Source organism: Pantoea sp. MHSD4, from assembly GCF_021043305.1.
GTDB classification, from domain to species: domain Bacteria; phylum Pseudomonadota; class Gammaproteobacteria; order Enterobacterales; family Enterobacteriaceae; genus Pantoea; species Pantoea eucalypti.
The window spans coordinates 469,863-491,958 of record NZ_JAJNDH010000003.1; the positions used below are offsets into that span (position 1 = coordinate 469,863).

21 protein-coding genes and 1 pseudogene are annotated in these 22,096 nt (G+C 53.6%); 8 read left to right on the forward strand and 14 right to left on the reverse strand.

Translation table 11 applies throughout. The features are described 5' to 3' along the window. Positions 1 to 117: 117 nt before the first annotated feature. From LQK91_RS12625 to LQK91_RS12635, 3 genes and pseudogenes are all read right to left on the reverse strand, one after another. Positions 118 to 771, reverse strand: a pseudogene (locus LQK91_RS12625) (hypothetical protein). Beyond that, entirely contained in the window at positions 764 to 1,165 is a 402-nt protein-coding gene (locus LQK91_RS12630; RefSeq protein WP_033763234.1) for a hypothetical protein, read from the reverse strand. Before LQK91_RS12630 ends, LQK91_RS12625 begins: the two are co-directional and overlap by 8 nt. A 389-nt stretch (positions 1,166 to 1,554) precedes the next feature. Next, positions 1,555 to 2,460, reverse strand: a complete 906-nt coding sequence (locus tag LQK91_RS12635) for a LysR family transcriptional regulator (RefSeq protein WP_003854707.1) — start codon at positions 2,458 to 2,460, stop codon at positions 1,555 to 1,557. A 105-nt stretch (positions 2,461 to 2,565) separates the two neighbouring features. Between LQK91_RS12635 and LQK91_RS12640 the strand changes: the two genes are divergently transcribed. From LQK91_RS12640 to yacL, 3 genes are all read left to right on the forward strand, one after another. Continuing rightward, a complete protein-coding gene (locus tag LQK91_RS12640; RefSeq protein ID WP_003854706.1) occupies positions 2,566 to 3,075 on the forward strand; it encodes a phenolic acid decarboxylase in 510 nt (169 codons plus the stop codon). A 591-nt stretch (positions 3,076 to 3,666) separates the two neighbouring features. Further along, a complete protein-coding gene (acnB, locus tag LQK91_RS12645) occupies positions 3,667 to 6,264 on the forward strand; it encodes a bifunctional aconitate hydratase 2/2-methylisocitrate dehydratase (RefSeq protein ID WP_008925596.1) in 2,598 nt (865 codons plus the stop codon). Between the two features lie 189 nt (positions 6,265 to 6,453). Further along, positions 6,454 to 6,834 (forward strand): protein YacL, encoded by a 381-nt coding sequence (yacL, locus tag LQK91_RS12650; protein WP_105099561.1) that lies wholly within the window; start codon positions 6,454 to 6,456, stop codon positions 6,832 to 6,834. 142 nt (positions 6,835 to 6,976) lie between these two features. On the opposite strand, the gene speD is transcribed toward yacL, so the two are convergent. The 3 genes from speD to LQK91_RS12665 all read right to left on the reverse strand — a co-directional run bounded on the left by speD (position 6,977) and on the right by LQK91_RS12665 (position 9,127). Continuing rightward, positions 6,977 to 7,786 carry an adenosylmethionine decarboxylase gene (gene speD / locus LQK91_RS12655; RefSeq protein WP_078804736.1) on the reverse strand — a complete coding sequence of 270 codons (810 nt, stop codon included), beginning with the start codon at positions 7,784 to 7,786 and terminating at the stop codon, positions 6,977 to 6,979. A gap of 27 nt (positions 7,787 to 7,813) precedes the next feature. Next, positions 7,814 to 8,677: a polyamine aminopropyltransferase gene (gene speE / locus LQK91_RS12660; protein WP_008925603.1), complete on the reverse strand. Its 864-nt coding sequence runs from the start codon at positions 8,675 to 8,677 to the stop codon at positions 7,814 to 7,816. Between the two features lie 102 nt (positions 8,678 to 8,779). Then, complete coding sequence (locus LQK91_RS12665; protein WP_003854673.1) at positions 8,780 to 9,127, reverse strand: YacC family pilotin-like protein; 348 nt, start codon at positions 9,125 to 9,127, stop codon at positions 8,780 to 8,782. Positions 9,128 to 9,308: 181 nt separating this feature from the next. Here LQK91_RS12665 and cueO point away from each other — a divergent pair, with 181 nt between their 5' ends. Continuing rightward, a complete protein-coding gene (gene cueO / locus LQK91_RS12670) occupies positions 9,309 to 10,922 on the forward strand; it encodes a multicopper oxidase CueO (protein WP_003854669.1) in 1,614 nt (537 codons plus the stop codon). On the opposite strand, the gene LQK91_RS12675 is transcribed toward cueO, so the two are convergent. Continuing rightward, on the reverse strand, positions 10,923 to 12,206 hold the full coding sequence (locus LQK91_RS12675; RefSeq protein ID WP_105099562.1) for a cystathionine gamma-synthase family protein: 1,284 nt from the start codon (positions 12,204 to 12,206) through the stop codon (positions 10,923 to 10,925). It lies immediately after the preceding gene. Between the two features lie 234 nt (positions 12,207 to 12,440). Between LQK91_RS12675 and hpt the strand changes: the two genes are divergently transcribed. Continuing rightward, positions 12,441 to 12,977, forward strand: coding sequence for a hypoxanthine phosphoribosyltransferase (gene hpt, locus LQK91_RS12680; RefSeq protein WP_105099563.1), 537 nt, complete (start codon positions 12,441 to 12,443; stop codon positions 12,975 to 12,977). An 81-nt stretch (positions 12,978 to 13,058) separates the two neighbouring features. On the opposite strand, the gene can is transcribed toward hpt, so the two are convergent. Further along, entirely contained in the window at positions 13,059 to 13,715 is a 657-nt protein-coding gene (gene can, locus LQK91_RS12685) for a carbonate dehydratase (protein WP_003854664.1), read from the reverse strand. 108 nt (positions 13,716 to 13,823) lie between these two features. On the opposite strand from can, the gene LQK91_RS12690 reads away from it, so the two are divergent. From LQK91_RS12690 to LQK91_RS12700, 3 genes are all read left to right on the forward strand, one after another. After that, the gene (locus LQK91_RS12690) at positions 13,824 to 14,753 is read left to right on the forward strand and encodes an ABC transporter ATP-binding protein (RefSeq protein ID WP_003854662.1); all 930 of its coding nucleotides are present in this window, start codon (positions 13,824 to 13,826) and stop codon (positions 14,751 to 14,753) included. Beyond that, positions 14,750 to 15,520 carry an ABC transporter permease gene (locus LQK91_RS12695; RefSeq protein WP_003854661.1) on the forward strand — a complete coding sequence of 257 codons (771 nt, stop codon included), beginning with the start codon at positions 14,750 to 14,752 and terminating at the stop codon, positions 15,518 to 15,520. The genes LQK91_RS12690 and LQK91_RS12695 overlap by 4 nt, the downstream gene beginning before the upstream one ends. 423 nt (positions 15,521 to 15,943) lie before the next feature. After that, positions 15,944 to 16,957 carry an acyltransferase family protein gene (locus LQK91_RS12700; protein ID WP_039658743.1) on the forward strand — a complete coding sequence of 338 codons (1,014 nt, stop codon included), beginning with the start codon at positions 15,944 to 15,946 and terminating at the stop codon, positions 16,955 to 16,957. Positions 16,958 to 17,023: 66 nt separating this feature from the next. Here LQK91_RS12700 and panD read toward each other — a convergent pair whose 3' ends face one another. The 6 genes from panD to gluQRS all read right to left on the reverse strand — a co-directional run bounded on the left by panD (position 17,024) and on the right by gluQRS (position 22,065). Further along, positions 17,024 to 17,404, reverse strand: coding sequence for an aspartate 1-decarboxylase (panD, locus tag LQK91_RS12705; RefSeq protein ID WP_008925609.1), 381 nt, complete (start codon positions 17,402 to 17,404; stop codon positions 17,024 to 17,026). Positions 17,405 to 17,451: 47 nt separating this feature from the next. Beyond that, positions 17,452 to 18,306, reverse strand: a complete 855-nt coding sequence (gene panC, locus LQK91_RS12710; RefSeq protein WP_105099564.1) for a pantoate--beta-alanine ligase — start codon at positions 18,304 to 18,306, stop codon at positions 17,452 to 17,454. A gap of 15 nt (positions 18,307 to 18,321) precedes the next feature. Then, a complete protein-coding gene (gene panB / locus LQK91_RS12715; RefSeq protein ID WP_008925611.1) occupies positions 18,322 to 19,116 on the reverse strand; it encodes a 3-methyl-2-oxobutanoate hydroxymethyltransferase in 795 nt (264 codons plus the stop codon). 83 nt (positions 19,117 to 19,199) lie between these two features. Beyond that, positions 19,200 to 19,685 carry a 2-amino-4-hydroxy-6-hydroxymethyldihydropteridine diphosphokinase gene (gene folK, locus LQK91_RS12720; protein ID WP_008925612.1) on the reverse strand — a complete coding sequence of 162 codons (486 nt, stop codon included), beginning with the start codon at positions 19,683 to 19,685 and terminating at the stop codon, positions 19,200 to 19,202. Continuing rightward, the gene (gene pcnB / locus LQK91_RS12725) at positions 19,682 to 21,100 is read right to left on the reverse strand and encodes a polynucleotide adenylyltransferase PcnB (RefSeq protein WP_231001623.1); all 1,419 of its coding nucleotides are present in this window, start codon (positions 21,098 to 21,100) and stop codon (positions 19,682 to 19,684) included. The genes folK and pcnB overlap by 4 nt, the downstream gene beginning before the upstream one ends. Before the next feature lie 86 nt (positions 21,101 to 21,186). Beyond that, positions 21,187 to 22,065: a tRNA glutamyl-Q(34) synthetase GluQRS gene (gluQRS, locus tag LQK91_RS12730; protein WP_105099566.1), complete on the reverse strand. Its 879-nt coding sequence runs from the start codon at positions 22,063 to 22,065 to the stop codon at positions 21,187 to 21,189. Positions 22,066 to 22,096: the final 31 nt, after the last annotated feature.

Sequence of the window (22,096 nt, forward strand, 5' to 3'; positions counted from 1 at the left end):
TCATAGTGAAAGAACCAGTAGCAGCATAGTAAGAGCAAGAACCCGCCTATGATCGCACCTGACGCCTCTATAAGGCTACACATGATGCGTTTACCTAAGCTCAACTTAGCCGGCCCATTATCTCGCATTAGCGTTTACCTCCTGGTCTACCATCTCAATGATCTTCTCAAAAGCCGGTTGTCCCTGAGTTCGCTTTACATTCAGAGCTTCTAAGAAGGGGTTCAGAGCTGGCTCAACTAAGAAGTAAAGTAAATCATAGTTCCGCACGCGTAGCGCGTTGTAGACTTCTGGGTTGTTCTTTTGAAGCTTTTCAGAGGTGTAGACACATCTCTCTGTCATGCCACCGATCAGTAAAGCATTACCAATCAGGCCACCTCTGACCGCAACAAGGAAGGAGCTACGCTGCGCAATGGTAGTTGCTAACCTTCCGGCTATTAGTGAGTTCGTAAGCGTCCGGCCAGCAACTGAAGCCATCGTTTTGCTATAGATAGCGTTCTGCTTGAATTCAGGCACATTCTTGTTGAAGATATTGAGCACAGTCTCGATTGTCTTCATGAAGTTGTGATTTTCAAGAATGCCATGCCTGATGGCACTAACCATCCTTATTTTCTCTGTTTCACGTTGATAGCGGCTGTCTGTATCAAGAAATCCATAGGCAAGATAGCCAATGTCTGTAGGCACAGACAGGACTCCATGCATTAATCCTATCGCTGACTCAGGCTATATAATGATTTTGGCTATACGCTTTGCGATCTCACTGTAGCTACGCATCCTGAAGGTCCTTATCCTCGCTTACTTTGACTACATAGTAGTCCCTTGCTTCCGGCACTATCCTATCAACCTTGATGCCGACTGTGCCATTGCTTACCTCATCGTAAGGAACACGGTCTATCTCAATGCTTTCAATATTGAGTAAGTGCCAATGATTCTCACTGTCCTGTATTGCGATTTTATCAAACCTTGAGACAGTAAAGTTGCTGTCGGCAGGGATTATAAGGGAGTAAACCACCGCTCGATCATAGCAGTGATTGAAGTCGAGCCGGTGAAGGCTGTGTCTGAAGTCCATGAGGCATTCTTGCTTGAAGGCTTCACGAGCAGCCTCTTTGCTGATAACCCCTGATTCTATCATGTGATAGATGTTGAAAAGCTCATAGGTGAATGTCATACCTCGATTAGCTATCTCAGCATCAGTAATTTGGTTTTCGTTAAAGGGGATCGGCTCTCGTTCTTTAGGCGCTTTGTATCGACGGTGATTGACTGTGTAGATAGCTTTAGTGCCGGATAGACCAAAGATTACCGCTTTGGGCCAGCAATCTGATCGTATGAGAACGTTTGGTATATTAAGATATAGATTACTATAATCTATACATAATGATTGCGATTACTTGAGCAGCGTTCCGGCCTTCACCACAGCCTTATATAACCACAATCAGGGGCCTGCCAATGATCGCCAATCTGGTGTTCCACGCTTGAGGGGGATAAACCGCAGCTTAATCTTTGGAATGCGTGTTTTTTTGCGTGTTCCCCGCGTCAACGGAAACAATCTCAGCCTCTTTAGCGCTCAGCTATGCGCTTCTCCTGCGCCACCCGTTCAATAAACATCTGCGCCAGTGCCGCAATGGCGCTATTGGCCGGCAGTCTCTCTTCGTTTATATGCATCACCAGTGAACTGCTGCGTCGGCGGCCCTGCAGTAGCGGCAGGGGACGAAGCTCACCGCTCTCTAAAAGCGCGGCGATATTCTGTTCCGGCAGCCAGCCATAACCTAACTGGTGCTGGACCGCCTCAATCGCGGCCGACAGTGTTGTAAATGACCAGTTTTCCGCTTGTTCGCCATTCACCTCTGACTGCTGCTGTTGCTGACGATCCAGTATGGTAATGCAGGGCCAGCGAGCCAGCGTGGCCGCATTAAGCGGGGCGGGTTCGCGGTGTAATGGGTGGTCGCGATGGGCAACGGCGACGAAATCGACACTCATCAGGCTTTCGCCTGCAAATTGCGTATCGCCCTGCTGCGCCACCAGCCAGAGATCGGCCTGATTTTCCGCCAGTCTGTCAGGCGTTTCACTTCGGACGATTTCGCTGAACCAGATACGCACATGGGGATAGCGCTGCTGAAATGTCTGGAGCACATCAAACAGCAAAGGTTTGGGCAGCGTCGCATCGACCATCAGATCGATGCGTGACCGCTCGCCGCGTTGTAGTGCATTAGCCTGCGCCTCAAGCGCACTGAATCCCGCCAGCAAAGGACGCACCTGCGCGAGCAACTGATGTCCCTCTGCACTCAGCATCGCACGGCGGCCCTCCTGCTGTAACAGCGTCAGCCCCAGCCGCTGCTGAAGCAGGCCCAGCTGGTAGCTCAATGAAGACTGGCTGCGATGGTTCTTCTCCGCTGCCAGCGCAAAACTCCCTTCATTGACTACTGCATCGAGCAGATACCACTGTTCCAGCGTTGTCCTGTACATGTTGACTCATCTAAAAAATGAATTATTTAGCGCTAAAAATAGCGTTATTCATCGCTTTTGTAACGCGCAATAATCCTCTCAACGGAAACAAATGAGGAGTTAATCATGAGTACTTTTGATAAACATGACCTGTCTGGCATCGTCGGTAAACATCTGGTTTATACCTATGACAATGGCTGGAACTACGAGCTCTACATCAAAAATGCCAGCACCATCGACTACCGTATTCACAGCGGCATGGTGGGAAATCGCTGGGTTAAAAATCAGCATGTCTATGTCGTTCGTCTGGCGCAGGATGTCTATAAAGTCTCCTGGACCGAACCTACCGGCACCGATGTCAGCCTGGCCGTTAATCTGGCCGATAAAATCTTCCATGGCACCATCTTCTTCCCTCGCTGGGTAATGAACAACCCGGAAAAAACCGTCTGCTTCCAGAACGATCATCTGGAAGAGATGGCAAAATTCCGCGAAACGGGTCCGGCTTATCCAACTGAGATTATCGATGAATTCGCGACGCTGACCGTTATCCGCGAAGTGGGCGAAAATAATGAAAGCGTGATTGATTGTCCGCCTGACCAGCTGCCTGCCAATTGGCCAGCTAACCTGCAAAATTAACGCAGAACAAAAGCGGTCATGGCGTCCATTTGTTAAAAATGGATTGCCCAGGCAGGCAGTGCAGGTATTAAAAGAGAATTGAGCCTTCTTGCCATGACGGAAAGGGAAGAGGGCGCGTTCTGGCGGCGGGACTAGCCACTATCACTGCAGGAAATGAAAACTACGCTGTAATCCTCTGACGCTAAAAGAACCTCACACTTCGCTCTGGTGTTGAGATTTTGTCAAAATCACCGCTGTTTTACACCCGATTCACACCGCGTTCTATTCCTGTTGGTTATCTATTTCACTGAATCATTTCGCTTAAACCGCTGCAAAGCTGACCTTATCGTGTCGCCATTTCACTGGAATACGGTAAGCTGCTGTGAGACCAAATCGGCTCACTCAGGAGCCTGATGCGGGGAGATAAGCGGGCAGAATGGGCGTAGTGGATTATGTTGTATTTTTGTAAACAGATTAACAAACAGACGGAATCCTGCTATTCTGCCCTCCGCGAAACCGGGCACCTCAACCTGGACGAGAAAGGGAAGTGTGTTCTCCATAAGTGAGCAAGGTGGTCGGAAAGCCCTACATAATGAGAGCGAGGATAACGTCGTGCTAGAAGAATACCGTAAGCACGTTGCCGAGCGTGCTGCCCAGGGAATTGTACCTAAGCCTTTAGAGGCTTCCCAGATGGCCGCGCTGGTTGAACTGCTGAAAAATCCACCTGCGGGTGAAGAAGAATTTTTGACCGATTTATTGGTCAACCGAGTCCCACCTGGCGTCGATGAAGCGGCGTATGTCAAAGCCGGTTTCCTGGCGGCTGTCGCCAAAGGCGAAGCAACCTCTCCTCTGATATCTCCTGAAAAAGCGGTTGAACTGCTCGGCACCATGCAGGGTGGTTACAATATTCACCCGCTGATTGAAGCGCTGGACGATAGCAAGCTTGCCCCAATTGCGGCGAAAGCCCTTTCACACACCCTGCTGATGTTCGACAACTTCTATGATGTCGAAGAGAAAGCGAAAGCGGGTAATGAATACGCGAAGCAGGTGATGCAATCGTGGGCCGATGCGGAATGGTATCTGTCACGTCCTGAACTGGCTGAGAAAATCACCGTTACGGTGTTCAAAGTCACTGGCGAAACCAACACCGACGATCTCTCTCCAGCCCAGGATGCCTGGTCACGTCCGGACATTCCACTGCACGCCCTGGCGATGCTGAAAAATGCCCGTGAAGGCATTGAGCCGGATGAGGCAGGCAACATCGGTCCGATCAAACAGATCGAAGCGCTTAAGACCAAAGGCTTCCCGCTGGCCTATGTCGGCGATGTGGTCGGAACCGGTTCCTCGCGTAAATCTGCCACCAACTCGGTGCTGTGGTTTATGGGCGACGACATCCCGAACGTGCCAAATAAAAAAGGCGGCGGCGTGGTGCTGGGCAGCAAAATTGCGCCAATCTTCTTCAACACCATGGAAGATGCAGGCGCACTGCCGATTGAAGTTGACGTCAACAACCTGAACATGGGTGATGTCATCGACATCTATCCGTTTAAAGGCGAAGTCCGCAATCACGAAACCAACGAACTGCTGGCCAGCTTCGAACTCAAAACCGAAGTGGTGATTGACGAAGTGCGTGCCGGTGGCCGTATTCCGCTGATCATCGGTCGTGGACTGACCACCAAAGCGCGTGAGTCACTGGGTCTGCCGCACAGCACCGTATTCCGTCAGGCGAAAGATGTTGCGGAGAGCACCCGTGGCTTCTCACTGGCGCAGAAAATGGTGGGCCGCGCCTGTGGCGTAGCCGGTGTTCGTCCAGGCGCCTATTGCGAACCGAAGATGACCTCGGTTGGCTCGCAGGATACCACCGGCCCGATGACCCGTGATGAGCTGAAAGATCTGGCTTGTCTGGGCTTCTCGACCGATCTGGTGATGCAGTCCTTCTGTCACACTGCCGCGTATCCTAAGCCAGTGGACGTGAGTACGCACCACACGCTGCCAGACTTCATCATGAACCGTGGTGGTGTATCACTGCGTCCGGGTGACGGCATTATCCACAGCTGGCTGAACCGTATGCTGCTGCCGGATACCGTGGGCACCGGTGGTGACTCCCATACCCGTTTCCCTATCGGCATCTCTTTCCCGGCGGGTTCAGGCCTGGTGGCGTTTGCCGCCGCGACCGGCGTTATGCCGCTCGACATGCCGGAATCGGTGCTGGTGCGCTTCAAAGGTAAAATGGAGCCAGGCATTACGCTGCGCGATCTGGTTCACGCCATCCCGCTGTATGCGATCAAACAGGGTCTGCTGACCGTTGAGAAGAAAGGTAAGAAAAACATCTTCTCTGGCCGTATCCTGGAGATTGAAGGTCTGCCGGATCTGAAGGTCGAGCAGGCGTTTGAGCTGTCTGATGCGTCAGCAGAGCGTTCCGCTGCGGGCTGTACCATCAAGCTGGATAAAGCACCGATTATTGAATACCTGAACTCCAACATTGTACTGCTGAAGTGGATGATCGCAGAAGGCTACGGCGATCGTCGTACACTGGAGCGTCGTGTTGAAAGCATGCAGAAATGGCTGGCCGATCCTCAGTTGCTGGAAGCAGACGCCGATGCTGAATATGCTGCGGTGATCGAAATCGATCTGGCTGACATCAAAGAGCCGATCCTCTGCGCACCAAACGATCCGGACGATGCACGTCTGCTCTCTGACGTTCAGGGCGAGAAGATCGACGAAGTGTTCATCGGCTCATGCATGACTAACATTGGTCACTTCCGTGCTGCCGGTAAACTGCTGGATAGCCACAAAGGTCAGCTGCCAACCCGTCTGTGGGTGGCGCCGCCAACCAAGATGGATGCCGCACAGCTAACCGAAGAGGGCTACTACAGCGTATTCGGCAAAAGCGGTGCGCGTATCGAGATCCCGGGCTGTTCACTCTGCATGGGTAACCAGGCACGTGTTGCAGACGGTGCGACGGTGGTTTCCACCTCGACCCGTAACTTCCCGAACCGTCTGGGTAATGGCGCTAACGTCTACCTGGCATCTGCGGAGCTGGCTGCGGTCGCGTCTCTGCTTGGCAAACTGCCAACGCCGGATGAGTATCAGCAATTCATGGAGCAGGTTGATAAAACAGCCAGCGACACTTATCGCTATCTCAACTTTGACCAGCTGGCGCAGTACACTGACAAAGCTGACGGCGTGATTTTCCAGACTGCGGTCTGATTCTTCACCTGGCAGTAACAGAAAGGGGCGATGATTCGCCCCTTTTTTTCGTCCCGGCATTGGCCAGAGAGACGATCAAAAGCTGGATTTCGCCAGACAGCCTGTAATAATGCGCGACGTGTCACACTTTGCCGCGCAGGCAGCGCTGACACTCATTTAGTGACGCGATGACGTTAAGAGGAACGGGCGATGGAATATGAATTTTTACGCGATGTGACCGGACAGATTAAAGTTCGTATGTCGATGGATCATGAAGCGGTCGGCCACTGGTTCAACGAAGAGGTGAAAAACGATCCAGGATTGCTGGATGAAGTCGAAGCCGCAATCGAAGACGTCAAAGGCAGCGTGCGTCAGTGGCAGCGCGTCGGTAGCGAGTACACCATCCTGCTGGATGAGGAAGAGGTAATGATTCGCGCCAACCTGCTGGCTCTGGAGGATGACGGCATGGAAGAGGGGATGAACTACTACGACGAAGAGAGCCTCTCATTCTGTGGCATTGAAGATTTTCTGCTGGTGATCGCCGCCTACCGCCAGTTTGTTAATCAGTACGGCAATCCGTTACGGAAATAAAAACCCGATGAGGTGCGGCTCCTGGTTTGTCAGCTAACCAGAGGAGAATCTGACCGATGTCGTTACCGACTGCCGGTCAGATAAGGGTCTTTGACGCACGATTCACAAAGGCAGGCTTGCGCTAACGCTGCGTGCTAATCCATTACAGGCTCTTCAGGCCCACTGAGGGAATGTTTCTGCCGTAGTAGATCTCCCGCATCTCTTTCCACAGCAGGTCAGTAATACGCTTATGCTCCTGCGGGCTGAGATCTTCCGGGCGGGTGTTAAACAGGTAGTGTTTCAGGTCGAACTCTTTCAGCAACATCTTGGTGTGGAAGATGTTCTCCTGATAGACATTCACATCCACCATGTCATACATCGCTTTCATATCGTCAGACATGAAGTTCTGAATCGAATTGATCTCGTGATCGATAAAGTGCTTCATCCCTTTCACATCACGGGTAAAACCGCGCACCCGGTAATCGACGGTGACAATATCTGACTCCAGCTGGTGGATCAGATAGTTCAGCGCCTTAAGCGGTGAAATCACGCCACAGGTTGAGACTTCGATATCGGCGCGGAAAGTGCAAAGTCCGCCTTCCGGGTGGCTCTCCGGATAGGTATGCACGCAGATATGGCTTTTATCGAGATGCGCCACTACCGAGTTTGGCAGCGGGCCTGGATGCTCGGAGTTATCGATATCTTTGGGATCGATCGGCTCTTCACTGACCAGAATCGTGACGCTGGCTCCCTGCGGTTCATAATCCTGGCGTGCAATGTTGAGCACGTTAGCCCCGATAATTGAGCAGGTCTCCGTCAGGATTTCCGTCAACCGGTTAGCGTTATATTGTTCATCAATGTAGGCGATGTAACCATCGCGTTCAGCTTCAGTATTCGCGTAACAGATATCGTAAATACAAAAACTCAGGCTTTTCGTCAGGTTATTGAAGCCATGTAGTTTTAGCTTTTGCAATTTTGTTAACCCCTTAAAAATGCCCGATCAGCACGCGGCAGATAAAGCATTTAACAGATATTGAGGCAGAGCAAAGCTGCCGGTATGAATCGCTGGTGTGTAATAACGGCAGGTCAGGCCAGCAGCCTTGAAACGTGTCTGCAGAGTGGCGGTATCAAGCTGGCGCAGCGCCGGATTATCACTCGCCCAGGCAAAGGTCATAATACCGCCGTAGTAGGTCGGAATCGCCGCCTGATAGAAACTGACATCGCCAAAATAGTGGCTCAGCTTGCGATGGCTGTTGACGGCTTCATCCTGCTGAAGGAAGCAGACGCCATTCTGCGCCACGAAGATGCCATTTTCATTAAGGGACGCTTTGCAACCCGCATAAAATTCGGAGGTAAACAGACTCTCGCCCGGACCAATTGGATCCGTACAGTCAGAGATGATGACATCGAATTTTTCCTGGGTCTGATTGACGAAATTAACGCCGTCATCAATCACCAGCGTAAAGCGTGGGTCGTCATAGGCGCCTGCACTGTGGTTTGGCAGATACTGGCGACAGAAGGTTACGACGCCCGCATCGATCTCCACCATAGTAATCTTTTCGACTTCAGGATGACGTGATACTTCACGCAGCATTGCGCCATCGCCGCCGCCGATAATCAGGACGCTCTTCGCCGCGCCATGCGCCAGCAGTGGAACGTGAGTCATCATTTCATGATAGATAAATTCGTCGCGTTCGGTGGTCTGAACAACGCCGTCCAGCGCCATAACACGGCCCATTGCGGCATTTTCGAAAATGATTAAATCCTGATGCGCAGTCTTTTCACGGTAAAGCTCTTTGTCTACCGTGAAATACTGGCCAAAACCAGCATGAAGGGTTTCATACCACGTTTCATTTTGGGCCATGGTGCTCTCCTCTGATGACATCGCCATGAAGATGGGCGGCACATGATAGCTAACACTGACCGCCGTTGCACGGTCAATGTCCGGCTGCAGAGGGCAGAGCTGTTACCTGACGTAGGCCAGCAGGCTCAGGGAATCGCGGGCCAGTGACTTACATTTTTTATCGTTGGTGATGGCGATGCCGCTGAGATCGCGATAGCTATCTTCGCCCAGCGCCTTCATGTTGTAGTTGCTGTAATTACTTAAATCCCAGCGGTTCTGCTGAGCAAAAAAGACCAGCGCTTTGCGAATCTGCGCGTCCGGTAAATCCTGATAGCCACAATCATTTTTCAGATAGACGAAAACCGCCGTGAGATCAGCCAGATCTTCCGCTTCGGATTCACTCAGGGCAAAACTGGTGGAGGAGAAGCCAAGGAGTCCCGTCAACAGCAGGATCCTGATACTTTGCTTCATAGTCTTTCTCTTCAATGGATATTGCTCATGACGTTAGCACAGTTATTCTCAGATTTTCGATTAATTTGGCGCTGCAGGGCGCTGTACCGCCTTTTTTCGTCAGATTCTCACGGGTAAGACTTGACCTTCCCATAAGGTCAGGGTTTAGGCTGTCTGCACTGATGCCACAAGGATGATCACCATGCAACGTCGCCATTTCCTGAAACTCACCGCCACACTGAGTGCAGCCGGAGCTTTGCCGCTCTGGAGCCGTTCGCTGATGGCGGCCACCCGTCCACTGTTGCCGATCCCGTCGCTGCTGGAACCTGATGCCAGGGGAAGCTACAGCCTCACCGCGATGCAGGGCACCACCCAGTGGAACGGCAAAGCGGTGCCGACCTGGGGCTATAACGGCAGCCTGCTGGGACCGGTGCTGAAGATGCAGAGTGGTAAACCGGTTACGGTCAACATCTATAACCGCCTCAATGAGGCGACCACCCTGCACTGGCACGGTCTGGAAATCCCCGGCGCCGTCGATGGCGGCCCGCAAGCGGTGATTGCGCCTGGTGGTTCGCGTCAGGTCTCTTTTACGCCCGATCAACCCGCCGCCACCTGCTGGTATCACCCGCATTTGCACGGTAAGACCGGGCATCAGGTGGCACAGGGGCTGGCGGGCCTGATCCTGCTGGAAGACAAAGAGAGCGGAACGCTGCGCTTGCCTTCGCAGTGGGGCGTGGATGATGTGCCGCTGATTTTCCAGGATAAGCAGCTGACCAAAGATGGCAGCCATATTGATTATCAGCTCGACGTGATGCGCGCCGCGGTGGGCTGGTTTGGCGACATGATGCTGACCAACGGCGTGCAGTATCCGCAGCATGCAGTACCGCGGGGCTGGATGCGTCTGAGGCTACTCAACGGCTGTAACGCCCGTTCGCTGAACATTGCCGCCAGTGATAAACGTCCTCTTTATATCATCGCCAGCGATGGCGGTCTGCTGGCTGAGCCCGTAAAGCTCGACGCGTTACCGCTCCTGCCGGGCGAACGTTTTGAGGTAATGATTGATACCTCTGATGGCAAGGCCTTTGATCTGGTCACGCTGCCGACAGAGCAGATGGGCATGACGCTACCGCCGTTTGACCAGCCGTTGCCATTGGTGCAGATCCTGCCGCTGCGGGTGATGGCCAGCGCCACGCTGCCGGATCGGCTGGCGACGCTGCCCGCGCTGCCGGCCACCGACGGACTGACGACACGCTGGCTGCAACTGATGATGGATCCGCAACTGGACCAGCAGGGCATGCAGGCATTGATGCAGCGCTACGGCGAGAAAGCGATGGGCAAGGGCGGTCATCATTCGATGCCGCAGACGCCGAAGAAAAAGGCGGCAGAGCCGATGGACGGTATGGAAGGTATGGAAAACATGGAAGGTATGGATCACAGCATGCACGGCAATGCGCCGCCCGCCGGTTACGATTTCCACAACGGCAACAAGATCAACGGCCAGGCCTTTGACATGAAAAAACCGTCGTTTGCGGTGAAACTGGGTGATTATGAAAAATGGACGATTTCAGGGGAGGGCGATGCCATGCTGCATCCGTTCCACATTCATGGCACTCAGTTCCGTATTCTCTCTGAAAATGGCAAACCGCCCGCTCCGCATCGGCAGGGCTGGAAAGATATGGTGAATGTCGACGGCTGGCGCAGTGAAGTGCTGGTACGCTTCAATTATGTCGCCGCCGCCGAACACGCTTACATGGCCCATTGCCATCTGCTGGAGCATGAAGATACCGGCATGATGCTGGGCTTTACCGTGAGCTGATTACACCTGATCGAGCGCCAGTTTGATGTCTTCAATCAGGTCGCCGGCGTTCTCGATGCCAATCGACAGCCGCACCGTGGCGTCAGTGATACCAATACGCTGACGCACCGCCTGCGGCACGCCGGAGTGGGTGGTACTGCCAGGATGGCTGGCCAGCGACTCGGTACCGCCCAGGCTCACCGCCTGCTTAAACAGTGACAGCGCATTGAGAAAACGGAACGCCGCAGCCTGGCCGCCGGTGATATCAAATGAGAAGGTTGAACCCGCGCCGCTGCACTGTTCACGATAAGTCTTCCCTTCGGCGCTCTCCGCATCCAGATAAGGTAGCCAGTGCAGCTTCGCCACTTTCGGGTGATCGCGCAGAAACGCCGCGACCGCTTCCGCATTTTGAAAAGCTTTCTCCATCCGCAGCGACAGGGTTTCCAGCGAGCGGCTAAGCATCCAGCTTGAGTGCGGATCCAGCTGCGTGCCGATGGCGCTGCGCAGGGCGCGCACTTTCGCCATCAGCGCCTTACTGCCCATTGCGGCACCCGCAATAAGGTCAGAGTGACCGCCTACATATTTGGTTAACGAATAAAGCGACAGGTCAGCGCCCAGCGTCAGCGGCTGCTGGAACAGCGGGCCGAGCAGGGTGTTGTCACAGGCGATAATGGGTCGTGAACCCTGCTGCTGGTCAATCTCATCGGCAATACGCGCCATCAGGCGGATATTGACCAGGCTGTTGGTGGGATTCGCCGGCGTTTCAATCAGGATCACCGCCACCCGGCCCTGCGCCATCGCCTGCTGAGCGGCATCCCTCACTTTGACTTTATCATTACCGTCGCTGAAACCCACGGCCTGAATATCCAGATTGTGAAGCGTTTTGCTGAGCAGCGTTTCGGTGCCGCCATAGAGCGGCTGGGAGTGCAGGATCACCTCGCCTGGACGGGCAAACGTCAGCAGAGCAGTGGAGATGGCGGCCATGCCGGAAGAGAAAAGCGAACAGCTTTCTGCCTGCTCATAAACCGCCAGCCGATCTTCAACAATTTCGCTGTTAGGGTGATTAAAGCGGGAATAGACCAGACCACCAGATTTGCCTTCCGGTGGCTCACGTCGGCCAGAAACGTAGTCAAAGAAGTCCCGCCCCTCTTCGGCGCTGTCGAAGACAAATGTCGACGTCAGAAACACGGGCGGCTTCACCGCACCTTCAGAGAGGCGGGGATCATAGCCATAGTTCAGCATCTGAGTTTCAGGGTGAAGTGGCCTGTCGCCAATATGCGTTTTTTTGCCTGAATATGAAGTCATTGTGATCTCCGGCCAGCGGCGCGAGTAGAGTAACGATCTGTTGGATAAAGGCTACCATGCAGCGAATCATGCTGGTAAATGCCAGAATGTTCTAAGGTAATGCGCAATTCTGTGACCTGCAGACCCTGTGTGATAAATTTCGCGACGTAATCGTTTGCTTCGGGTGCCGCACAGCCGTCGCGGCTGCGTCTGTGATAGACTTCGGGGCTTTCTGACGTAACCGGGCTGAACGCAATGAAACACACTGTTGAAGTGATGATCCCTGAACAGGCAATCGCCACGCGCATCGCTGAACTGGGCAAAGAGATTAACGAGCACTACCGCGACAGCGGCAGCGATATGGTGCTGGTAGGGCTGCTGCGCGGCTCATTCATGTTCATGGCTGATCTCTGCCGCGCCATTGATGTGCCGCATGAAGTCGACTTTATGACGGCTTCCAGTTACGGCAGCGGCATGTCCAGCACACGTGATGTGAAAATCCTGAAAGATCTTGATGAAGACATTCGTGGCAAGGATGTGCTGATCGTCGAAGATATCATCGACTCGGGTAACACCCTGAGCAAAGTACGTGAGATTCTGCAGCTGCGTCAGCCAAAATCACTGGCGATCTGTACCCTGCTGGATAAGCCAGAGCGCCGTGAAGTCGAGGTAAACGTTGAGTATGTCGGCTTTGCGATTCCGGACGAGTTCGTGGTGGGCTTTGGTATCGACTATGCTCAGCACTATCGCCATCTGCCTTATATCGGCAAAGTGGTGCCGCTGGAATCCTGATCCCGCTCTGACCGCACATTCTTCCAAGGCCTGCACCGGTTAGCTGGTGTAGGCTATGTCGCGCTTTACGCCGCGATCGGCTCAGGATTCGCCGTTCATCCGCAGATTAGCAATGCCATTACGGTAGCGCTGTTCGAGGATCTCCCGGCTGTTTGCCGTGACATTAAGGTTACGCAGGCAGCCGTCCTGAATGCCATAGACCCAGCCGTGCAGGGAGACATCTTTGCCGCGTTTCCAGGCAGATTGCAGCACGGTCGAGTGACCCAGGTTATAGACTTGTTCAATAACGTTGATTTCGCACAGTTTGTCCAGGCGCTTATCCGGCGGGAGTTCCCCCAGCAACACGCTATGCTTGTACCAGAGGTCGCGGATGTGCAGCAGCCAGTTGTCGATTAATCCCAGCTCCGGGTTATCCATTGCCGCCTGCACACCGCCGCAGCCGTAGTGGCCGCACACGATAACGTGTTCCACTTCCAGCACTTCAATAGCGTACTGCACCACGGACAGACAGTTCAGGTCAGTGTGGATCACCAGATTGGCAACGTTGCGGTGAACAAAAAGTTCGCCAGGTTCCAGTCCGGTCAGGCGTTCGGCAGGGACACGGCTATCAGAGCAGCCAATCCACAGAAAGCGCGGTTTTTGTGCCTGGGCGAGACGCTCAAAAAAGCTGGGATCTTCTTCAACCAGTAATTTTGACCATTCGCGGTTGTTTCTGATCAGGGTATTAATGTCTGTCATGGCGTTGAGCGACCGGTTACTGCGCAAAGTGCGCGCGCGTACTATATGCCAGGGTCTGATAAATTTAAACGGCATTGCAATGCCACCAAAACAGGGTATGGATGCAGAATGACTTATGCACTGGAACTTTCCCGGCTGACCAAGACCTATCCCGGCGGCGTGCAGGCGCTGAAGGGCATCGATCTTAACGTTGAAGCGGGTGACTTTTATGCACTGCTGGGGCCAAACGGTGCCGGCAAATCCACCACCATCGGCATTATCAGCTCGCTGGTTAATAAATCCGAAGGCAGCGTGCGGGTGTTTGGCTACGATCTGGAAAAAGATGTGGTGAATGCCAAACGCCAGCTCGGCCTGGTGCCGCAGGAGTTTAACTTCAACCCGTTTGAGACGGTGATGCAGATTGTCGTGAGTCAGGCGGGCTACTACGGCGTTGAGCGTCGTGAAGCCAATGAGCGTGCGGAGAAGTATCTGAAGCAGCTTGATCTGTGGGGCAAACGCACCGAACGTGCGCGCATGCTCTCCGGCGGCATGAAACGTCGTCTGATGATCGCCCGCGCGCTGATGCATGAGCCTAAACTGCTGATTCTGGATGAGCCGACCGCTGGCGTGGATATCGAACTGCGCCGCTCCATGTGGGTGTTCCTGAAAGATCTTAATGCCAAAGGCACCACCATCATTCTCACCACCCATTATCTGGAAGAAGCGGAGATGCTGTGTCGCAACATCGGCATTATCCAGAGCGGTGAGCTGGTGGAGAACACCTCGATGAAAGGGCTGCTGTCCAAGCTCAAATCAGAAACCTTTATCCTGGATCTGGCACCGCGCAGTCCGCTGCCCTCGCTGGAAGGGTTTCAGTACCGGCTGACTGACACCTCAACGCTTGAAGTGGAAGTGCTGCGTGAGCAGGGCCTCAACAGCGTCTTTAGTCAGCTGAGCGCGCAGGGAGTGCATGTGCTGAGTATGCGCAATAAAGCCAACCGTCTGGAAGAGCTGTTCGTTGGCCTGACGACGCAGGGAAAAACAGGAGCAAAAGCATGACACATTTGTACTGGGTGGCGCTGAAAAGTATCTGGGCCAAAGAGGTTAACCGTTTCGCCCGCATCTGGATCCAGACGCTGGTGCCGCCGGTCATCACCATGACGCTCTATTTCATCATCTTCGGCAACCTGATTGGTTCGCGTATCGGTGAGATGCATGGCTTCAGCTATATGCAGTTCATCGTGCCGGGATTGATCATGATGGCGGTGATCACCAACGCCTATGCCAACGTGGCGTCGTCGTTCTTTAGCGCCAAGTTCCAGCGCAACATTGAAGAGCTGTTGGTTGCACCGGTGCCGACCCACATTATTATTGCCGGTTATGTTGGCGGTGGCGTAGCGCGTGGTGTCTGCGTGGGCATTCTGGTGACGGCGATCTCGCTGTTCTTTGTGCCGTTTCAGGTGCACTCCTGGTCGATGGTCGCGATCACGCTGCTGCTGACCGCCATTCTGTTTTCACTGGCCGGCCTGCTGAACGCCGTGTTTGCCCGCACCTTTGACGATATCAGCCTGATCCCGACCTTTGTGCTGACGCCACTGACTTATCTGGGCGGCGTATTCTATTCACTGAGTCTGCTCCCGCCAATCTGGCAGGCGGTCTCTAAACTGAATCCAATCGTTTATATGATTAGCGGATTCCGTTATGGCTTCTTGGGCATTAACGATGTGCCGCTGGTGTTTACGCTCACGGTACTGGTGGCCTTTATTCTGGTGTTCTACTGGCTGGTCTATGCGCTGATACAGCGCGGGCGCGGATTACGCACCTGACGTTAACCTGAATCATAAGGGCCACGCTTCGATAAGGGCGTGGCTTTTTTTTGCTGAGTAAAAAACATCCATACCTGCGGTTCTGGCTGGCCTTAAAATTCCCCCTGAAACCCACCCTGACGTTTCTGTTATGCCACTGAAGCCGCCTGGCGCCTCGCTTACATCCTTTCTCACAAAAAATAACCCTAAGTATTATCTGATAATAATCTGACACCTTTCTCTATCTTAATGATTCTTAACTGTTAAATTTTTTTTAAGAATAGCCTTAAGTTCTGACTGTTGTTTATTTTATTACGAATTATCAAAATACCGCCGGAATAAGGTTATTCCTCTGCTCAGGGATGAAAGGGTGGGCTTGGGATGTTCTCAATAAGAAAAATGGCATCGAATTCAGGGCCAGTTTTTAATAAAAGGCAGGAAAAGATGAATCGTATAACGTGGATCGATAATCTGCGGGGATTAAGTATTCTCGCAATCATTTTTTTGCACAGCACTATCGCCGTACATAATAACGCCGGACATTTTACCGCCTTTAGCAGCCTGTTGAACGAGATGCTGGCACCGGTAAGACTGGGGCTGATGTTCTTTGTTTCGGGTTTATTTGTCGATGCAGGGTTGAGAAAAGGCCTGGGGCCTTTTTTTAATAACAAAGTACGCAGTATTCTCTATCCTTTTGTGGTCTGGGTAGCCGTCTACGGCGGATTAAAAATCCTGTTCAGCTCAATGGCTAATACGCCGCAATCACCGATGAATATTATTCTCTCCCACCTGACCGGTGGCGGTGATATGACCTGGTTCCTGCATTCACTGTTTATTTTCTTTATTGTGATTATCTTTGCGCGTCACCTGCCATTCCTGCTGGTGTTTGCCGTCTGTATGACGCTGAGCTGGGCGCTGCCGGCGATTGAGGCGGATGGCGTGTTTGCCAGCTTCGACAATACGCACATCAACAAATCGCTTTATCTGTTTGTCTTCTTCTATCTCGGCGATTACGTAGTGAGAAAGCAGGTGGATATTGCAGAGAAAGTGCAGCATGGTCCGACGCTGCTGATTTCAGTAGTGAGTTTTGTACTTCTTTCCTGCCTGAATATCTTTATACTGGAACGTCATTCCCAGGCGTTATTATCACCGCTGGCACTATTGTCGGTTCCGTTTTTTGTCTGGATTGCGCTTAAGCTGAAATCTGACCTGGTTTACTACATTGGCGTCAACTCTATTGTCTTCTACCTGTCACATTATCTGGCGATTCAGTTCTTCAGCAAGATTGTGAAGTTTGAAAGCCCGTCAGCCTGGGTAAATGACCTGAAGTTTATTTCAGCGTTTCTGGTAGCGCTGGCATTGCCGTGGACATTATGTCTGATGAGAAAACACGGCTGGTTTAATTTCCTCTTTACGATGAAAAAGTCATCAAAGCCGATGACAACCAAACCGGTTTAATTGCTGGAGCAGAATTGAAAAGGGCCACCGTTTTATCGGCGGCCCTTTTTTTAGATAAACGATTAATCAGGCGATCTGTACTGGCAGTGCTTTCGCCAGACGTTTCATCTGGTTGTCACCTTCAAAATAGGCGACTTTAGGCAGCCACTGACGCGCTTCGGCATCCTCAACCTGCACATAGGAGCAGATAATTAATATATCGCCCTCGCAGGCGCAGCGGGCTGCTGCACCGTTGACTGAAATGATTTTCGATCCGCGCTCAGCCGCGATAGCGTAGGTGGAAAAGCGCTGGCCATTGGTGACGTTATAAATATCAATCGCTTCATATTGCAGAATGCCGGAAGCATCCAGGAAATCCTGATCGATAGCGCAGGAACCTTCATAGTTGAGGTCCGCCTGCGTCACCTTGACGCGGTGCAATTTGCCTTGCAGAACAGTGCGAATCATAGCCAGAAACCTTGTCAGAGAAATAAAACAACCTGCCGCAGAAAGAGTTATAGCGTCAGGTCAACAGTTTGATTATCAATCAGGCGGGCTTTACCCAGCCAGGCGGCCATCAGTACCACCGCGCGCTGACTGTCCACCGTCAGCGGCTGCAGTGTGTCCGCATCACAAATCGCCAGGCCATCAGGACGCAATCCCTGCGCCAGCAGTGCCTCGCTGGCGGCCTCGATGATCTCGTCAATCTGACGCTCGCCATTCTCCAGCCGTGTCGCCATCTGACGCATTACCTGGCTCAGCAACGGTGCCAGCTTACGCTCATCGGCTGTCAGGTAGCCGTTGCGTGAACTCAGCGCCAGGCCATCTTTAGCCCGCACGGTGGGCACACCCACAATCTCAATGTCAAAGCCCATATCGGCCACCATCTTACGAATGATAGCCAGTTGCTGAAAATCCTTTTCACCGAAACAGGCAATATCGGGCTGCACCAGATTAAACAGTTTGCTGACGATGGTCGCCACGCCGCGAAAATGGCCTGGTCGCATCGCGCCTTCCAGCAGGGAAGAGAGCACCGGCACCTCAACAAAGGTCTGATTCTGGGTACCCTGCGGATAGACTTCAGCCGGTGCAGGCGCAAAAACCACATCCACCTGGTGACGGTTCAGCTTTTCACAATCTTCCTGCAGCGTGCGCGGATAGCGCGCGAGGTCATCTTCGCGATCGAACTGCATGGGATTGACAAAGATCGAGACAATGACGATGTCGCCGCGGGCGCGCGCTTCATCCACCAGTGTCAGATGGCCTTCATGCAGGTTGCCCATGGTCGGCACCAGCGCAATGCGTTTACCCTGCTGACGCCAGCGACGGACTTCCTGGCGCAGCATCAACAGCGTTTCAATGATCAACACGGTGACTCTCCTGGATTACTGGAAACTGTGCTCTGCCGCCGGGTAGGTACCGGCCTCGACTTCGGCGATATAGTGGCGAATCGCCGCGCGAACATCGCCGGTCTCCGCCAGGAAATTTTTAGCAAATTTGGGAATGTGACCGCCAGTCACGCCCAGCGCGTCATGCATGACCAGAATCTGACCATCGGTGACGTTACCGGCACCAATGCCAATCACCGGTATCGTGAGTGCGTCGGTAATCTGCTGCGCCACCGACACCGGTACGCACTCCAGCACCATCAACTGCGCGCCAGCGGCTTCCAGTGCCAGTGCATCGGCCAGCAGCTGCTCTGCGCCTGCTTCATCACGCCCCTGTACTTTATAGCCACCAAAGATATTTACCGACTGTGGCGTCAGGCCAAGGTGACCACACACCGGCACGGCCCGTTCGGTCAGCATCTGCACGGTCTCAGCCAGCCAGCTGCCGCCTTCCAGTTTCACCATATTGGCGCCGGCACGCATCAGCTGTGCGGCACTCTCAAAGGTCTGCTGTGGCGTGGCATAACTCATAAATGGCAGATCGGCGAGCAGCAGTGCCTGCGGCGCACCCCGGCGTACGGCGGTGGTGTGATAAGCGATATCGCTGACCGTGACCGGCAGCGTGGAGTCGTGCCCCTGCACCGTCATTCCCAGTGAATCACCAACAAGCAACACCTGAATACCTTCATCGGCAAACAGACGGGCAAAACTGAAATCGTAGGCGGTCAGCGTCGCGAACTTTTTACCGCTGGCTTTCGCCTGACGCAGATGTGAAATCGTGGTGGGTTTCATGGCGCTCTCAACTCAGGAATTCTGATGGGCGCAGTTTACTGGATAGCGTGAAAGAGCGGAATCAGAGAGTTGCGTTTGTCTGATCAGCCGTGCCACAGCGCGATGCTGCTGCTGTCGAGGGCGGCAAGAAGAGTGCTGAGTGCGCGGCCGTCGGGCAGGTGGGCATCCGGGGCAATCGCCAGCAGCGGCACCAGCATAAAGGCGCGATTCTGCAGATCATAATGCGGCACAATCAACCGCTCCGTGTTGATCACCGCTTCGCCAAACAGCATCAGATCGATGTCCAGCGTGCGGGGGCCCCAGCGTTCTGCCTTGCGCACCCGGCCATGCTCCAGCTCAATCCGCTGGGTATGGTCAAGCAGCGCGTCTGCGCTGAGATCGGTTTCAAGTGCCACTGCGGCATTGAGAAAATCGGGCTGATCGGGTGGGCCATACGGCGGCGTGCGGTAGAACGGAGAGGTCGCGATGCGTTGCGTCTGCGGCAACGCATCCAGTGCGGTCAGCGCTGCATCAACCTGATGCAGCGGATCGGCCAGGTTACTGCCTAACGCGAGATAAACCCGTGTCATGAGGCGTTTTGATTGTCACGACGCGGCGCGGAAGGACGGCGGCGCGGACGACGCGATTTATTGCGTGGCACCGGATCATCACCCAGGTTATTCAGCATGTTTTTCTGATGTGGCGGCGCAGCCACCTGGAATTCACCCCACCACTGGCTCAGGCGCAGCAGTTCAGGGTTATTTTCCACTTCTGCCCGCAGCGCCAGCAGATCGTAAGCGGCGCGGAATTTCGGATGCTCCATCAGTTTCCAGGCACGTTTACCGTGACGGCGTGACATGCGTAACTGCAACAGCCAGATATCGCGGATAAGCGAAGTAATACGCTTCGGAATCGCCAGCGCACGGCAGGCTTCATCCAGCGTATCGTTCATCGCCATCGCAAAAGCTTCGAAGTAGGTCAGGCCACTTTCCTGCGCGATGCGTTCGGCCGCTTCAAGCTGCGGATACCAGAACATCGCGGCAAACAGAAATGCCGGATTAACGCGCATATCGTTGTGAATGCGGTTATCGGTATTTTTCAGCACCTGAGCCAGCATCTGCTCCATGTGACTGTCGCTGTTTTCCGTGAAGTTGCGTGCCAGCGTCGGGAACAGCGGCTGGAACAGCTGATATTCACACAGTTTAAGATAGGTGCTGTAACCGTATCCGGCCTGTAGCAGTTTCAGTGACTCTTCAAACAGGCGTGCAGGCGGGATATCACGTAGCAGTGAGGCGAGACGCGGAATCGGCTCGGCGGTCTCCGGCGCAATACGCATATTGAGCTTGGCGGCAAAACGCGCAACGCGCAGCATCCGCACCGGATCTTCACGGTAGCGGGTTTCCGGATCGCCAATCAGGCGGATAATGCCCTGTTCGAGATCGCTGATGCCGCCGACATAGTCGCGCACGCTGAAATCAGCCACGCTGTAGTAGAGGCTGTTGATGGTGAGATCGCGACGCTGGGCATCATCTTCGATAGAACCAAAGATATTATCGCGCAGCAGCATGCCACTCTGGGCGCGCTGCGAACTGTTACGATCTTCTGCAATCTCTTCCACCTGATGATGGCCACGGAACGTTGCGACTTCGATCACTTCCGGGCCAAACATGACGTGTGCCAGACGGAAACGACGGCCAACCAGGCGACAGTTGCGGAACAGCTTACGCATTTGCTCTGGCGTGGCGTTGGTGGTCACGTCGAAATCTTTGGGTTTTTGCCCCAGTAGCAAATCGCGCACGCCACCGCCTACCAGATAGGCTTCATAACCGGCTTTGTTCAGGCGATAGAGCACTTTGAGGGCATTTTCGCTGATGTCTTTACGTGAGATGGTATGGCTTTCACGAGGGATGATGGTCATCAGACGCTCTGGTTCAACCTCTGCTGGGGCTTCCTCTTCATCACGCTTCAGGACTTTCCGGCAAAAATTAGCTACTCGGGTAAAAATGGGACACCTCGACAGTGGCAATTAGGGTGTAGGTAAAATCAGCGGCTAATCATAGCCTGTTGAGAACCGTTTGAGAATGCTGTTGTCTATGCATCCGGTTTCAGGGCGTTCTGTTGCGGCATCAAAGCGATATTCCACTGCGACACCGCATCAGACAGCAGTTTGTCCTGCGTTAAGTCCTGCCAGCCGTCTGAAACAGGCTGTCCAAGGAAACGCAATGCTGCCACCAGCAGCGGTCTGGCATCGCCATCCGGCAGCGAAGGTGCATGATTCTGCTTTGATAACTTATTGCCATCATGGTTAAGCGCTAGCGGCAGATGTAACCAGGCAGGCACCGGCCAGCCAAATTGCTGATAGAGCACAATCTGTCGTACCGTCGGCTCAATAAGATCTGCGCCGCGAACCACTTCGGTAATACCCTGAAAATGATCATCGACAACCACCGCCAGGTTATAGGCAAACAGGCCATCACGACGGTGAATGATAAAGTCTTCCTGTGCCAGGCGTCGGTCCGCCTCCACATGGCCGCGCAGTCGATCGTCAAACGCAAAGACCGGCGCATGCTGTCGCAAACGTAACGCGGCATTTGCGGGTCCGCGTTGTCGTTCCCGGCAGTAACCATCATAGAAACCGCCAATCTCCTGGATGCGACGCCTCGGGCAGGTGCAGAAATAGCTCTGGCGATGCTGCTGCAGCCAGGCCAGCGCCTCCCGGTAGGCTTCATGACGCTGTGACTGCCACAACACATCGCCATCCCAGGTTAAGCCGTAGTGTTCCAGCTGATGCAGGATACGGCTGGCGGCACCGGATACTTCCCGTGGCGGATCGATATCTTCAATTCTTACCCGCCAGATGCCGTTTTGCGCGCGTGCGCTCAGGTAACTGCCCAGGGCAGCAATAAGCGAGCCAAAATGGAGTTCACCAGAGGGAGAAGGGGCGAAGCGACCGATACAGGAGGATGGCATAGGATTCAGAAGTGACCACGCAGCGGACAAA